At 69.4% G+C, this 14,260-nt stretch carries 12 protein-coding genes; 8 read left to right on the top strand and 4 right to left on the bottom strand.

Annotation, left to right across the window (positions count from 1 at the left end; genetic code table 11):
* The first annotated feature begins 281 nt into the window (after nt 1-281).
* A complete protein-coding gene (locus Ato02nite_RS22545; RefSeq protein ID WP_213008694.1) occupies nt 282-1,838 on the top strand; it encodes a molybdopterin-dependent oxidoreductase in 1,557 nt (518 codons plus the stop codon).
* Between the two features lie 165 nt (nt 1,839-2,003).
* On the opposite strand, the gene Ato02nite_RS22550 is transcribed toward Ato02nite_RS22545, so the two are convergent.
* Nucleotides 2,004-2,393, bottom strand: a complete 390-nt coding sequence (locus Ato02nite_RS22550) for a WhiB family transcriptional regulator (protein WP_213008570.1) — start codon at nt 2,391-2,393, stop codon at nt 2,004-2,006.
* Nucleotides 2,394-2,627: 234 nt separating this feature from the next.
* Between Ato02nite_RS22550 and Ato02nite_RS22555 the strand changes: the two genes are divergently transcribed.
* Nucleotides 2,628-3,476: a response regulator transcription factor gene (locus Ato02nite_RS22555; protein WP_213008571.1), complete on the top strand. Its 849-nt coding sequence runs from the start codon at nt 2,628-2,630 to the stop codon at nt 3,474-3,476.
* Between the two features lie 26 nt (nt 3,477-3,502).
* Here Ato02nite_RS22555 and Ato02nite_RS22560 read toward each other — a convergent pair whose 3' ends face one another.
* Nucleotides 3,503-3,898 (bottom strand): DUF5319 domain-containing protein, encoded by a 396-nt coding sequence (locus tag Ato02nite_RS22560; RefSeq protein ID WP_213008572.1) that lies wholly within the window; start codon nt 3,896-3,898, stop codon nt 3,503-3,505.
* 122 nt (nt 3,899-4,020) lie between these two features.
* On the opposite strand from Ato02nite_RS22560, the gene guaB reads away from it, so the two are divergent.
* The 3 genes from guaB to Ato02nite_RS22575 are packed head-to-tail and all read left to right on the top strand — an operon-like array spanning nt 4,021 to nt 8,037.
* Nucleotides 4,021-5,508: an IMP dehydrogenase gene (gene guaB / locus Ato02nite_RS22565; RefSeq protein WP_213008573.1), complete on the top strand. Its 1,488-nt coding sequence runs from the start codon at nt 4,021-4,023 to the stop codon at nt 5,506-5,508.
* Nucleotides 5,509-5,518: 10 nt separating this feature from the next.
* Complete coding sequence (locus Ato02nite_RS22570) at nt 5,519-6,637, top strand: GuaB3 family IMP dehydrogenase-related protein (RefSeq protein ID WP_213008574.1); 1,119 nt, start codon at nt 5,519-5,521, stop codon at nt 6,635-6,637.
* Complete coding sequence (locus Ato02nite_RS22575) at nt 6,634-8,037, top strand: M1 family metallopeptidase (RefSeq protein WP_246607309.1); 1,404 nt, start codon at nt 6,634-6,636, stop codon at nt 8,035-8,037. The genes Ato02nite_RS22570 and Ato02nite_RS22575 overlap by 4 nt, the downstream gene beginning before the upstream one ends.
* On the opposite strand, the gene Ato02nite_RS22580 is transcribed toward Ato02nite_RS22575, so the two are convergent.
* Nucleotides 8,027-9,118, bottom strand: a complete 1,092-nt coding sequence (locus Ato02nite_RS22580) for an LCP family protein (protein ID WP_213008575.1) — start codon at nt 9,116-9,118, stop codon at nt 8,027-8,029. The two genes, Ato02nite_RS22575 and Ato02nite_RS22580, sit on opposite strands and share 11 nt — an antisense overlap.
* 164 nt (nt 9,119-9,282) lie before the next feature.
* Here Ato02nite_RS22580 and Ato02nite_RS22585 point away from each other — a divergent pair, with 164 nt between their 5' ends.
* The 3 genes from Ato02nite_RS22585 to guaA all read left to right on the top strand — a co-directional run bounded on the left by Ato02nite_RS22585 (nt 9,283) and on the right by guaA (nt 13,843).
* Nucleotides 9,283-11,022 (top strand): S8 family serine peptidase, encoded by a 1,740-nt coding sequence (locus Ato02nite_RS22585; RefSeq protein WP_213008576.1) that lies wholly within the window; start codon nt 9,283-9,285, stop codon nt 11,020-11,022.
* A gap of 131 nt (nt 11,023-11,153) precedes the next feature.
* Nucleotides 11,154-12,260: a S8 family serine peptidase gene (locus tag Ato02nite_RS22590; RefSeq protein WP_213008577.1), complete on the top strand. Its 1,107-nt coding sequence runs from the start codon at nt 11,154-11,156 to the stop codon at nt 12,258-12,260.
* A 35-nt stretch (nt 12,261-12,295) separates the two neighbouring features.
* A complete protein-coding gene (guaA, locus tag Ato02nite_RS22595) occupies nt 12,296-13,843 on the top strand; it encodes a glutamine-hydrolyzing GMP synthase (RefSeq protein WP_213008578.1) in 1,548 nt (515 codons plus the stop codon).
* A 4-nt stretch (nt 13,844-13,847) separates the two neighbouring features.
* Here guaA and Ato02nite_RS22600 read toward each other — a convergent pair whose 3' ends face one another.
* Nucleotides 13,848-14,099: a PspC domain-containing protein gene (locus tag Ato02nite_RS22600; RefSeq protein ID WP_213008579.1), complete on the bottom strand. Its 252-nt coding sequence runs from the start codon at nt 14,097-14,099 to the stop codon at nt 13,848-13,850.
* Nucleotides 14,100-14,260: the final 161 nt, after the last annotated feature.

Genomic DNA, 14,260 nt, shown 5'->3' on the forward strand with positions numbered 1-14,260 from the left:
GACCGGCCACCGTGGACACGGTGCGCGCCCGGAGCACTGCACGCCCTCCCCAATACGCGGCCGCCGGCGACGGGAGACATCGTCGATGACCGATCTTGCAGGAGTCTGCCGGGATTTTGTTTCCGGCACCATCCCTCAACCGGCATCTATTTGCGCGTATGCAAATACATGCTGGAATGCGCATCCGAGCGTCGTCCGGCTTCGATGATCACCGAGTCGTAAGATTTCGCCGCGGTCCGGCGGAGGAGAATGGTCCGGTGAAGCTTTCGGTTCGGGCCGGGATGGCCGGTGTGGCGGCCGCGGCCGTGGCGGTGGGCGTGGCCGAGGTGGTGGCCGCGCTGACCGGGCCGTTGTCGGCGCCGCTGCTCGCGGTCGGTGGCGTGGTGGTCGACAACGTGCCGCCGGCCGTCAAGGACTTCGGCGTCTCGGTGTTCGGGGTGCACGACAAAGCCGCGTTGATCACCGGCACGGCGATTCTCCTCGCGATTTATGCGTACGGGGTGGGAGCCGTCGCCGTGCGGTCGTGGCGGGTGGCGCTGGCCGGGATCGGACTGTTCGCGATCGTCGGGGTCGCCGCCGCGGTGACCCGGCACGACGCGGGTGTCCTGGCCGCCCTGCCGACGCTCGTGGGGGCGGGACTCGCGATCTTCGTATTGCGCTATCTGCTTGATCTGGCACCGGGGGTGACCACCGGGGTCGGGCCGCCGCGGGCGGACGGCCCGGTGCCCGACGATGCTCCCACCGAGAAGGCCGGGACTTCCGGCTCGGCGTACTCGTATGAAAGCCGGCGGCGATTTCTCAAAGCGCTGGGGATCGCGGGTGGCCTGGCCCTGGTTTCCGGGGTCGGCGGGCGGCTGCTGACCTCGCGGCGGGCCGTCACGCAGGCGCGCAAGGAGGTTGTGCTGCCGGTGGCGCGGCAGACGGCGCCGCCGCTGCCGAGCGGCGTGCAGGCGCCCGGCGCGACCCCGTTCGTGTCGTCCAACAAGGACTTCTATCGGATCGACACGGCGCTGTACCCGCCGCAGGTGGATCCGTCGACGTGGCAGTTGAAGATCCACGGGATGGTGCGGAACCCGATCACGATCACCTGGGCCGAGTTGCTCGAGCGGCCGATGATCGAGCGGTACGTCACGCTGGCCTGCGTCTCGAACGAGGTCGGCGGAGATCTGATCGGTAACGCGCTGTGGCTCGGCACGCCGATCAAGGAACTGCTCGACGAGGCGGACCCGCTGCCCGGCGCCGATCAGGTGGTGCAGCGGTCGGTGGACGGCTGGACCTGCGGGTCACCGACGGCGACGCTGCGCGACGGGCGGGACGCCCTGCTCGCGGTCGGGATGAACGGGGTACCGCTGCCGGTCGATCACGGCTTCCCGGTCCGGATGGTGGTGCCCGGCCTGTACGGCTACGTGAGTGCGTGCAAGTGGATCACCGAGATCGAGCTCGCGCGGTTCGAGGACTTCGACGCCTACTGGGTGCCGCGGGGCTGGTCGCAGCAGGCACCGATCAAGACCGAGTCCCGGATCGACACGCCGCGTGACGGCGCGGCCCGCTCGCCCGGCACGGTGACGATCGCCGGGGTGGCGTGGGCGCAGCACCGGGGGATCAGCAAGGTCGAGGTGCAGATCGACGACGGTCCGTGGGCGGTGACCGACCTGCACGAGACGGCGTCGGCCGACACCTGGCGGCAGTGGAGCTACCCGTGGCAGGCGTCCGAGGGACAGCACATTTTGCGGGTGCGCGCAACGGACACGAGTGGGCAGACGCAGACGTCGACCCCGGCACCACCCGCCCCGGACGGGGCCACCGGATGGCATTCCGTGCAGGTCAACGTCGGCTAGTGCCATTGCTTGAAGGACGCACTAACGGTCCGACTCCGGTGCGCAAGTCGCTCATACGGTGGTTTGCATGTCCACCGATGCGGTTGTTGAAGAACCGTCGAACAACGAAGCCCGGCCCCCGTACGGGGACCGGGTGGTCGGGGTGATGGTTGGTTCCTGGCGGCCTCAGGCCGCGGGCGCCTGCCGTTGTGCCGGTACGGCCGACTTGTGGGGCCGGCCCAGGCGAGCCTCGAGCCGAGCAAGGTCGACGCGTCCGTGATGACGGTCGGCGAGGTCCTCCCAGCCAACCGCGAGCAGCCGCAGCCGCTCCGCTTCGCTGAAGCCTCCCCAGACCCCGTACGGCTCCTTAACCGCAAGTGCGTGGGCGGCGCACTCGGCCCGCACCGGGCACGCGCCGCACATGGCCTTGGCCTTGGCCTCACGGCGATTGCGGGACGACCCGCGCTCGCCGTCGGGGTGAAAGAACTGCGCACTGTCCCGGCCACGACACAACCCGAGTCGTTGCCAGTCCCACAGATCAGCGATGGGCCCGGGCAGTCTGCGAACGTTCGACATCAAACACCCTCCTCCCGCGCGGCACCGCGGAGTGTCGTGATGAGGGGCCTTCATGCTCAGGCCTGGGCCGCTCATACCCCGGTGATCCCCGGCTCACACACGAGTTTTCGATGTGTTCTTCAGCCGCATGACATCGACAAAGCAAGTTCTACCGATCTTTCCCATTTTTTCCATCTAAAGCGCGTAATGCTGCGGCCCTCGCGTGATCTCCTCTGAGAGAGAAGGAGGATCACTGTGCGTACCGTCCTCGTGTGCGTCCGTACCCCGCTGGCGGCCCAGACCGTCGCGTCCACCGCGGCCCGGCTGGGCATGACCGGCGTCGTCCGGACCGCGGTCAGCGAGACTGAGGCCATGATCCGGCTGGCTGAACGGCCGGCCGAAGTGGTCCTCGCCGACACCGCCGTGACCCGTCCCGACAGCGTCGGTTTCACCCGGCGTGTGCTTGCCCGTGCCCCCCAGGCGCAATTGGTGCTCTTCGGCGCCGAAGATCCGCGGGTAGCCGCCGCGGCCGTCGCGGCCGGCGCCCGCGGCGTCATCCGTGGCGTCGAACACGACCTGGTCAGCGTCGTCGCCAAGGCCCTTCTCCTGCTGCTGCTCCCGGTGCGGCCGCAGGGCATGCCGATCAACGGAACGAACGCGCAGCCGGCGGGGGTCGCCGGCGGCGCACGCAACAACAACTCACCGGCGGCCCGGGCCGCCTACCAGAACGGCATGCCGATGGGTTCGCCGAACTCCGGTGGCGTGCCGGCCATGCTGCCGAACTCGCCGATGGTGCCCGCCCAGCGTGGCGACGCTCCGATCGACCCGGCGACCGGCCGGCCGATGGTGGCCTGGCCGGGCAACGAGACCCAGGTCGGGGTGGCCGACCCGGCTCCGGCCGGGCGGCGGCTCACGCTCACCGAACGTGAGCTGCAGGTGCTGCGCGGGATGGCCGACGGCAAGAGCAACGCGGAGATCGGCCGCGAGCTCTTCGTCTCGGAGGACACCGTGAAGACCCACGCTCGCCGGCTCTTCCGCAAGCTGGGCGCGCGCGACCGCGCGCACGCGGTGGCCGCGGGCTTCCGGGCGGGTCTGGTCGCTTAGTTACTGCTGACGGGGCCGGCGACTTTTCATTCGTCGTCGGTCCCCTCGGTCAGCGTGTCGTGTACGCCGTCGGCGTAACCACGCGCGTACTCCCACGTCACGTAGTGATCTGGATCCGGGTCGTAGGCCGGCTCGTGCACCCGCGGGCGCCCGCTCGACAGCAGATGCCGCAGGTTTCCCCGGAGCAGGTCCCAGTCGAAGTAGTGTGGCTCGTGGCAGTCCTCGCACTCGATGACCAGCCCACGGATGCCGGTCGGACTCAGCAGCGCCTGATAGATCTCCAGGTCACTGAGGTCCTCGAGCACGTCCTGCCGTTCGGCCTCGGTCAGCGGCTCGTCCTCCGCGTCGTCACCGAGGTCTTCGAGGCCGGCGGCCGGGTCGCTCGGGTCACCGTTGAACGGGTCAATGGGCTCATCCTGCACCCCCTTACCGTACTCACCCCGGACGGATGTGTGCTGGCCCGCACGTCCTGTCCGTCGCACGAGAGTGCCCTCGGCGGATGGGTACGATGAACCATCCGTCTTCCGGCAGTTAGGGATGCTCCGTGGAAAGCGACTCGGCCCGTACGGTTCCGCTCGGTCTGACCTTCGACGACGTGCTTCTTCAGCCCGGCGAATCGGACATTGTGCCGAGCCGGGTCAACACGAACACACGGCTGACTCGCAACATCAATCTGACCATCCCGGTGCTCTCCGCCGCCATGGACACCGTGACCGAGGGCCGGATGGCGATCGCCATGGCCCGCGAGGGCGGCATCGGCGTGCTGCACCGCAACCTCTCGCCCGAGGACCAGGCCGCCCAGGTCGACCTCGTGAAGCGCTCCGAGTCCGGCATGATCACCAATCCGGTCACCTGCAGCCCGGACGACACTCTGCGTGATGTCGACGCTCTGTGCGGCCGGTTCCGGATCTCCGGCCTGCCGGTGGTCGACGCCGAGGGTGTGCTGGTCGGCATCGTGACCAACCGCGACATGCGGTTCGTCTCCGATCACAGCGCCAAGGTGCGCGACGTGATGACCAAGGCGCCGCTGATCACCGCGCCGGTCGGGGCGAGCAAGGACGAGGCGCTCGTCCTGCTGCAGCGTCACAAGGTGGAGAAACTGCCGCTGGTCGACGACAACGGCCGGCTCCGCGGCCTGATCACGGTGAAGGACTTCACGAAGTCCGAGCAGTTCCCGAACGCGACGAAGGACCCGCAGGGCCGGCTCCGGGTCGCGGCCGCGATCGGCGTCGGCGACGAGTCGTACAAGCGGGCCCGCGGTCTGATCGACGCCGGCGTCGACGTGATCATCGTGGACACCTCGCACGGCCACCAGCGCCAGGTGCTCGACATGATCGCCCGCCTCAAGCGGGACACCAGCACCGACATCGTCGGCGGCAACGTGGCGACCTTCGCGGGCGCCAAGGCCATGGTCGAGGCGGGCGCCGACGCGGTGAAGGTCGGCGTGGGCCCGGGTGCCATCTGCACCACCCGGATCGTGGCGGGCGTCGGCGTCCCGCAGATCACCGCGGTGATGGAGGCGTCCCGCGCGTGCCGGGCGGCCGGCGTCCCGGTGATCGCCGACGGTGGCATCCAATACTCCGGCGACATCGCCAAGGCGATCGTGGCCGGCGCCGAGACGGTGATGCTGGGTGGCCTGCTGGCCGGCTCCGAGGAGAGCCCCGGCGACCTGATCTTCGTGAACGGTAAGCAGTACAAGTCGTACCGGGGGATGGGTTCGCTGGGTGCCATGCAGTCGCGTGGTCAGGCGAAGTCCTACTCGAAGGACCGCTACTTCCAGCATGATGTGCCGGAGGAGAAGCTGGTGCCCGAGGGCGTCGAGGGTCAGGTGCCCTACCGTGGCCCGCTGTCGCGAGTGGTTGCTCAGCTCGTCGGTGGCGTCCGGCTCGCGATGGGTTACGCGGGCGCCGAGACCATCCCGGACTTGCAGGAGCGTGGGCAGCTCATCAGGATTACCGCAGCGGGCCTCAAGGAGTCGCACCCGCACGACATCCAGATGACTGTCGAGGCTCCGAACTACCACTCCCGGTAAAGGAACAGACATGCGTGACGTCGTGGAGATCGGCCTCGGAAAGACCGCGCAGCGCGGTTACCACCTGGACGACATCGCCATCGTCCCGAGCCGGCGGACCCGCGACGTGGACGACGTGTCCACCGAGTGGCGCGTCGACGCCTACCCGTTCAAGATCCCGTGCGTCGCGCACCCGTCCGACTCCACGATGAGCCCGGAGTCGGCGGTCGCCCTGGGTCGCCTCGGCGGCCTGGGCGTGCTCAACGCCGAGGGACTGTGGACGCGCTACGAGGACCCCAGCAAGATCCTCGAGGAGCTGGCGTCGCTCGACGAGGACGCCGACGCGACCAAGCGGCTGCAGGAGGTCTACTCCGAGCCGATCAAGCCGGAGCTGATCGCCGAGCGGGTCAAGACGATCCGGGACGGCGGCGTCACCGTCGCCGTCCGGGTGTCGCCGCAGCACACCCTCGCGCTCGCCCCGGTGGTGCTCGACGCGGGCGTCGACCTGCTCGTCATCCAGGGCACCCTGGTCAGCGCCGAGCACGTGTCCACGACGGACGAGCCGCTCAACCTCAAGGAGTTCATCGCCGACCTCGATCTGCCGGTGATCGTGGGCGGCTGCACGGATTACAAGACCGCACTGCACCTCATGCGTACGGGCGCCGCCGGCGTGATCGTGGGAGTCGGCGCCGACGAGTGGTCCACCACCGACACGGTGCTCGGCATCCGGGTGCCGATGGCGACCGCGATCGCCGACGCGGCCGCCGCCCGGCGGGACTACCTCGACGAGACCGGCGGGCGCTACGTCCACCTGATCGCCGACGGCGGCATCTCGACCAGCGGTGACATCGCGAAGGCGATCGGCTGCGGTGCCGACGCGGTCATGCTCGGCGAGCCGCTGTCGCTGGCCGAGGGCGCCCCGGCCGGCGGTGCCTGGTGGCACTCGTCGGCCAGTCACCCGTCGCTGCCGCGTGGCGGGTTCTGCATCGCGGGCGAGCCGGACGGCACCCTCGAGGAGTTGCTGTTCGGGCCGGCCGATCGGGCCGACGGCCAGCTGAATCTCTTCGGCGGACTGCGGCGCGCGATGGCCAAGTGCGGCTACCGCGACGTCAAGGAGTTCCAGAAGGTGGCTCTGGTTCTCGACAAGTGAGGCGTCGAGCGACCTTCCTGGCATTGGCGTTCCTGGCCGGCGCGTGCACCTCATCGGGCGCGCCGGCCGTTCGCGCCTCGGCCGGTGCGGTCTCCTACGCCCCGGGTGCTTCGGGAGCCGGTGACTCCTACTTTCCGACCTACGGAAACGGTGGCTATGACGTCGCCGGCTACGACCTGAACCTGCGCTACGACCCGAAAAAGGGGTATTTGTCGGGCAGCGCGACCATTGTTGCCACCGCAACGCAGAATTTGTCCCGCTTCGACCTCGACCTCGCGCATCTGACCGCGAGCCGGGTGACCGTCGACGGCCAGCCGGCTACCGCCACCAAGGACGGCAACGAACTGGTGGTGACACCGCCCGCCGGAATCGACAGCGGCAGGTCGTTCACCGTGGTCGTGACCTACGCCGGGACTCCCGGTCAACTGGCCAATAAAACGCTCGGTGACGGCGGTTGGTTACGCAACGACACCGGTGCGGTCGCGCTCGGCCAGCCCGAATCGGCCAGCACCTGGTTCCCGGTCGACGATCACCCCTCCGACAAGGCCACCTTCAAGCTGGCGATGACCGTGCCGGACGGGGTCGAGGCGCTCAGCATCGGCGTGCCCGGCGACCGGACCACCGCGGACGGCTGGACGACCTGGCGGTGGACCGAGAGCTCCCCGCTGGCCAGCTATCTGTCCACGGTGATCATCGGGCAGTACCGGGTGACCACCGGCACGCACGCCGGCAAGCCGATGGTCACGGCCGTGCCCGAGTCGCTCGCGGTGGACAGTGCCGAGGCGAAGTCGCTCGCCCGCACCGGGGAGATCGCCGATTTCCTGGCCACCAAGTTCGGGCCGTACCCGTTCGACGCCTACGGCGGGATCGTCGTCGAGGACGCCCGAATCCGGTACGCACTGGAGACCCAGTCCCGGCCGGCCTACGGCCGCGCGTTCTTCTCCGGCGGCGAGAACGACACCGTGGTGGCGCACGAGCTGGCCCACCAGTGGTTCGGCGACAGCGTGGCGCTGGAGAAGTGGCAGGACATCTGGCTCAACGAGGGCTTCGCGACGTACGCCGAGTGGCTCTGGCAGGAGCACGACGAGGACATCGCGGTGCGGGAGAGCTTCGACCGTACGTACGACTCCTTTGATTGGAAGCAGGCGCCGGGCAATCCCGGCGTGGCCCATCTCTTCGGCAGCGCGGTCTACGACCGCGGTGGCATGACCGTCTACGCCCTGCGCAAGACCATCGGCGACGCGGCCTTCGACCGGCTGCTGACCACCTGGACGAGTGAGCACCGGGACGGCAACGCGAACACCGCCGACCTGATCGCGCTGGCCGAGAAGCTCTCCGGCAAGGATCTGGACGCGTTCTTCCAGGCCTGGCTCTACGGCACCACCAAGCCTACTTATTGACCAGTTTCGGGTGCTTGGCCAGGTACCCGGGGGCCTGCCCCTTGGTGAGCGCGGTCAGGAAGCCCCGGCCCTCGGCGGTCAGTGCCTCACCGAGGTAGCCGCTGCCGCCGCCCACCCCGTTGCCCGGCAGCCCGACCAGCGTGATCTTCGACGGTTCCAGGTCGCGCAGCGCGTACGCGTACTCCAGCGGCGTGCGCCCGCCCACGTAGACCAGCGTCTCGCCGAGCGCCGTGATGACACCCTCCAGCTTGGCCGAGTCGGCGGCCAGCCCCTGGTCGAGCGCCTTGGTCAGGATCGCCCGGACCATCTGCCGCTGGTGCCGCTGCCGGTCGTAGTCGCCGTCCGGCAGGCCGTACCGCTGGCGCGCGTAGTCGATCGCCTGCCAGCCGACCAGGTGCCGCTTTCCCGGCAGGTAGACCGCGGCCGGTCCCTGGTACTCCCCGCCGACCAGCGGCCGCAGGGACCCGTCCGGTTTGCGGTGATGGGACGACACCTTCTGATCGACGGCCAGGTCGATCCCGCCGAGTTGGTCGACCAGCTTGTCGAGGCCGCCGAAGTTGAGGATCGCTCCGGCCTGGAACTGCTTGATCCCGGTATAGGCGGACAGCGTCTTGGTCAGCAGTTCGTAGCCCTGCTTGACGTTGGCCTTCTTCGACCCCGGCACCCGCGACCCCCGGCTCATCGCCTCGGTCAGCTTGTAGGTGCCGCCGCCGAACCCGGCCTTCGCGAACGCCGGCATCTTCACCCGCAGGTCGCGCGGCAGCGAGTAGAGGTACGCCGACTTCAGTCCCTTGTCGACGTGCAGCAGCATGATCGCGTCGGAGTGCGGTTCCCAGTCCGGGATGGTGACCCGGGTGTCGACGCCGAGCAGCACGAGATCGAGCGGGCCGGTGATGTCGGCGCCGGGCGAGGGCGGCGGGGTGGTGGGCGCCGGCTCCGCGGACGTCGGTGGCACGCTGGACGGGGTGGCGGCCCGGGGCTTGCCGTCGCCGCGGGCGACGGCAAGCGCGATCCCGCCGCCGGCCAGCAACACGACGACGATCGCGCCGACGACCCACCACATCAGCTTCCTGTTCCGCACAGCGGAACAGTAGAGGACGGCAACGAGCAGCTCAATGGCCCAAGATCCCGCAGTGTGAAACAGTCCATTGCTTCTCGCCGATGGGCCTTTACCCTGGCTCCGCCATATCTACGGGGGAGGCACGAGCTTTTATGCAGCTCACCAAGCGACGGATTGCCGTCGGTTTGATCTCCACTGCGGTCGTCGTCTCATTGACGAGCGCCGCCACCTGGGCCCAGGCCGCCGAGACCACCACCGCCTCGGCCGCGCCGGTTCACCTGATCGTCGGATACAAGTCCGGGGCCAACCCGGCGAGTGTCGTCCAGAAGTTCGCCGCGGCCGGTGCACGGTCCTCGGCGCTCAGCGACCTCAACGCTTCCACCCTGCAGGTGCCGGCCGCGCGGAGTGCCGCGCTCATCTCGGCGCTGCGCAGCGACCCCACCGTCGCCTACGTCGAGACCGACCGCGTCCGCAAGGTCGCCGAGGTGACGCCGAACGACCCGGTCTACACCGCGAATTTCCAGCCCGAGCTGAAGGAGGTCGACGTACCGGCCGCCTGGGACACGACCACCGGCTCGGTCGTCAAGATCGCCGTGATCGACACCGGCGTGACGATGACGGGTGACCTGACCGGAGCCGTGCTGGGCGGCTACGACTTCGTGAACAACGACACCGAGGCGGCCGACGACTTCGGTCACGGCACCACGGTCGCGTCGCTGATCGCGGCCCGGGGCAACAACAACCAGGGCATGGCCGGCGTCTGCTGGGGCTGCGCGATCCTTCCGGTGAAGGTGCTCGACCGCACCGGTAGCGGCTACGACAGCACCATCGCCAAGGGCATCACCTGGGCGGTCGGCCAGGGCGCGAAGATCATCAACCTGTCGCTCGGCGGCACCGGGTACAGCCAGGTGCTGGCCGACGCGGTCGCCTACGCCAACGCGGCCAGCGTGCTGGTCGTGGCCGCGGCCGGCAACGACGACAAGTCGGTGGTCAACTACCCGGCCGCGTACCCCGACGTGCTCGCGGTCGGCGCCACCAACCGCTGCCCCAACTTCGCCAACGACCCGACCTGCACCGAAGGCACCACCGACAAGGCGAAGTTCTCGAACTTCAACAGCGGCAACCAGTGGGTCGACGTGGCCGCGCCCGGCATCGTCACCGGCATGGACACGGACGGGAACTACAACACCGGCGAGGCCGGCACGTCGTTCTCGGCCCCGATCGTCTCCGGCATCGCGGGCCTGCTCAAGTCGTACAAGCCGAACTACACCGGCTGGTCGCTGATGACCTCGATCCAGGCCACCGCGGTGCCGATCGGTTCCTGGGTGACCTGGGGCAAGGTCAGCGCCACCCGCGCCTTCACGTTCGGCAACGACACCGCCGCGCCGACCATCTCCGGGCTCACCCCGGGGCAGAACTGGAAGGTGCGCGGGCCGATCACGTTCACGCCGTACAAGCTGGGTGACGCCTGGTCCGGCATCCGCAACGTCACCGTGTACGTCAACGGTGTCTACCGCGGTGGGTCGTACAAGGCTCCGTTCGCGGTGAAGTGGAACCCGGGCAGTTGGACCGGTGTCGCCAACGTCCAGTACCGGGCGTACGACAAGGCCGGGAACGTCAAGCTCTACACCCGGGCGTTCATCGCGGACAACACCGCACCGGCCGTGAAGATCACCAAGGCGCCGAAGAACAAGTCGAAGGTCAAGGGCACCGTGAAGGTGTACTACACCGGTTCCGACAAGTACGGCATCAAGAGCTACCAGCTGTTGATCAACGGCAAGGTGATCCAGACGCACAGCACGACGAAGTCGCCGTTCACCTTCGTCGCCTCGAAGTACCCGAAGAACAGCATCAAGGTGCAGGTTCGGGCGTACGACCTGGCCGGGAACTCCCGGATCACGTCGACGCTGACGTACAAGCGCTAGTCACAACCTGACCGCACCCCGGATGAACCGGGAAGGTCAGACATCCGCCCGAACGTGAGGGAGCCGGCCACGGTGGCCGGCTCTTTCACGTCTCGGGGGCGAACTTGCTGGTACGCGGACTTCTTGCGGCAGTGCTGACGGCCGTCGCCCCCGTTGTCCCCACCGTCTCGCCCGGGCACGCCGACGCGATCATCCGGCCCTCCGACTCCGGGTACGCCGGGCAGTGGGGCATCGTGCGCACCCGGGTCAACGAGGCGTGGTCGGCCGTGCGGGGCAACTCGCGGGTCACCATCGCGATCGTCGACACCGGCGTCACCCGGCTGCCCGACTTCGGCGACCGACTGCTGCCGGGCCGCGACTTCGTCAACAACGACGACGACGCGTCCGACGACAACGGCCACGGCACGATGGCCGCCGGGGTGGCCGCCGCCGCCGGCAACAACCGGCTCGGTGTCGCCGGCATCTGCTGGTCCTGCCGGATCCTGCCGGTCAAGGTCCTCGACGCGAAGGGCGCCGGCGGCTACGACGACTTCGCCGCCGGTATCCGCTACGCCGCCGACCGGGGTGCCACCATCATCAGCGCGTCGTTCGGTGGCAACGACGACAGCCAGATGCTGCGCGACGCCGTCGACTACGCGACCGGCAAGGGTGCCCTGGTGATCGCGGCGGCCGGCAACAAGGGCACGACGCTGCCGCACTTCCCGGCGGCGATCCCGGCGGTGCTCGCGGTGGGTGGGGTGGACGCCGCCGGCGTGCGCTACTCCTGGTCCAACTACGGCCCGAGCTGGGTCGACCTCACCGCTCCCGGTTGCAACCCGGCGCAGCAGCGCGACGGCTCGATCGGGCAGTACTGCGGCACGTCGTCGGCGACGCCGTTCGTGGCCGGGGTCGCCGGTCTCCTGGCATCGCTCCCGTCGGCGCCGCCGGCGTCGCTCGTCCGGGCAGCGCTGACCCGTGGCGCGAACAAGGGCCAGGTGGACGCGGCCGGCGCGCTGACCGCCCTGGGTGTCGACCTCACGCCGCCGGCCGTGACGGTCTACCGCAGCGGCAGGTACGTGACCGCCCGGGCCACCGACGCCTCCGGCGTGGCTCGCCTGGAACTGCTGATCAACGGCAAGGTGACGACCAGTTTCGCCGGCTACCTGCGGCAGTTCCTGGTGCCCACGGGTGCGGGTACGGTCGCGATCCGGGCCACTGACCGGAAGGGCAATGCGCGCGTCGTCACCGCTCCCCGCTGACGAACCCGCTCCGGGGGCGCCGGTAAACTCGCCGGGTGAGTACCCCGCGTCCCGTTCTCGTCGTCGACTTCGGCGCCCAGTACGCCCAGCTGATCGCCCGCCGCGTCCGCGAGGCACGCGTCTACTCGGAGATCGTCCCGCACTCGATGCCGGTCGCCGAGATGCTCGCCAAGAACCCGGCCGCGATCATCCTGTCCGGCGGCCCGTCAAGCGTCTACGAGCCCGGTGCGCCGTCGCTCGACCCGGCGCTGTTCGACAACGAGGTGCCGGTCTTCGGCATCTGCTACGGCTTCCAGGCGATGGCCCAGGCGCTGGGCGGCACGGTCGCGCACACCGGCTCCCGGGAGTACGGCCGCACCCTGCTGTCCGCCCAGGGCGGCACGCTGCTGCGGGAGCTCCCGGCCGACCTGCCGGTGTGGATGAGCCACGGCGACAGCGTCGCGGTGGCCCCGCAGGGCTTCGCGGTGACCGCGTCGACCCCGGGCGCCCCGGTCGCCGCGTTCGAAGATCTGACCGCCAAGCGGGCCGGCGTGCAGTTCCACCCCGAGGTGGCGCACACCGAGCAGGGCCAGCGGATGCTGGAGCGGTTCCTCTACGACATCGCCGGCCTCGAGCCGACCTGGACTCCCGGCAACATCATCGACGACCAGGTCGCCGCGATCCGCGCGCAGGTCGGCGACAAGCAGGTGATCTGCGGGCTGTCCGGCGGGGTCGACTCGGCGGTCGCCGCCGCGCTCGTGCACAAGGCCATCGGCGACCAGCTGACCTGTGTCTTCGTCGACCACGGCCTGCTGCGGGCGGGCGAGGCCGAGCAGGTCGAGAAGGACTACGTGGCCGCCACCGGCATCCGCCTCAAGGTGGTCGACGCGGCCGACGTCTTCCTCGGTCACCTGGCCGGCGTCACCGACCCCGAGCAGAAACGCAAGATCATCGGGCGCGAGTTCATCCGCACCTTCGAGGCCGCGGCCCGCGAGCTCGACGCCGAGCGGCACATCGAGTTCCTGGTGCAGGGGACGCTCTACCCCGACGTGGTCGAGTCGGGTGGCGGCACCGGCACCGCCAACATCAAGTCGCACCACAACGTCGGTGGTCTTCCCGACGACCTGCAGTTCGCGCTGATCGAGCCGCTGCGCACCCTGTTCAAGGACGAGGTGCGCGCGCTGGGCAAGGAGCTGGGCCTGCCCGAGGAGATGGTGCAGCGGCACCCGTTCCCCGGCCCCGGCCTGGCCATCCGCATCATCGGTGCGATCGACCGCGACCGGCTCGACCTCCTGCGGGCGGCCGACCTGATCGCCCGGGAGGAGCTCGCGGCCTCCGGGCTCGACCGGGAGGTCTGGCAGTTCCCGGTGGTCCTGCTGGCCGACGTGCGCAGCGTGGGCGTGCAGGGCGACGGCCGCACCTACGGTCACCCCGTGGTGCTGCGGCCGGTGTCGAGCGAGGACGCGATGACGGCGGACTGGTCCCGCCTGCCCTACGACCTGATCGCCAAGATCTCCACCCGGATCACCAACGAGGTCCGCGAGGTCAACCGGGTGGTTCTCGACGTCACGAGCAAGCCGCCGGGCACCATCGAGTGGGAGTAAGCACTTACGAAACCGGCCATCCCGGCGGCGGCGGGGTGGTGGTGGCCGGCGCGACCAGCGGCTCCTCCGGGATGAGGAACCACATCACCGGGTAGGCGAGCAGGGCCGTGCCCCAGGTGACCGCGGCGAAGATGGCGAAGGCGACCCGGATCAGCACCGGGTCGACACCGAAGTAACGGCCGATGGCGCTGCAGACACCGGCGACGATGCGGTCGTCCTGGGGGCGGAGAAGGCGGCGGTAGGGTGCGTCAGTCATGCCTCCATGCTGGCGCGGGGCGGCCTCGGCAACCTCGGTGACTGCCCCGATTTGCACCCTGAGATCGAGCCCGTACAAGATCGGAAATTCCCGACACTCCGGGTAACCGACCCGGTGCTACGCGTGGGCGAAAGCGCTCTGATCTGCGATTACGCAGCGCC

Origin of the sequence: Paractinoplanes toevensis, assembly GCF_018332695.1 — a bacterium.
In the GTDB taxonomy this organism is placed as follows: Bacteria; Actinomycetota; Actinomycetes; order Mycobacteriales; family Micromonosporaceae; genus Actinoplanes; species Actinoplanes toevensis.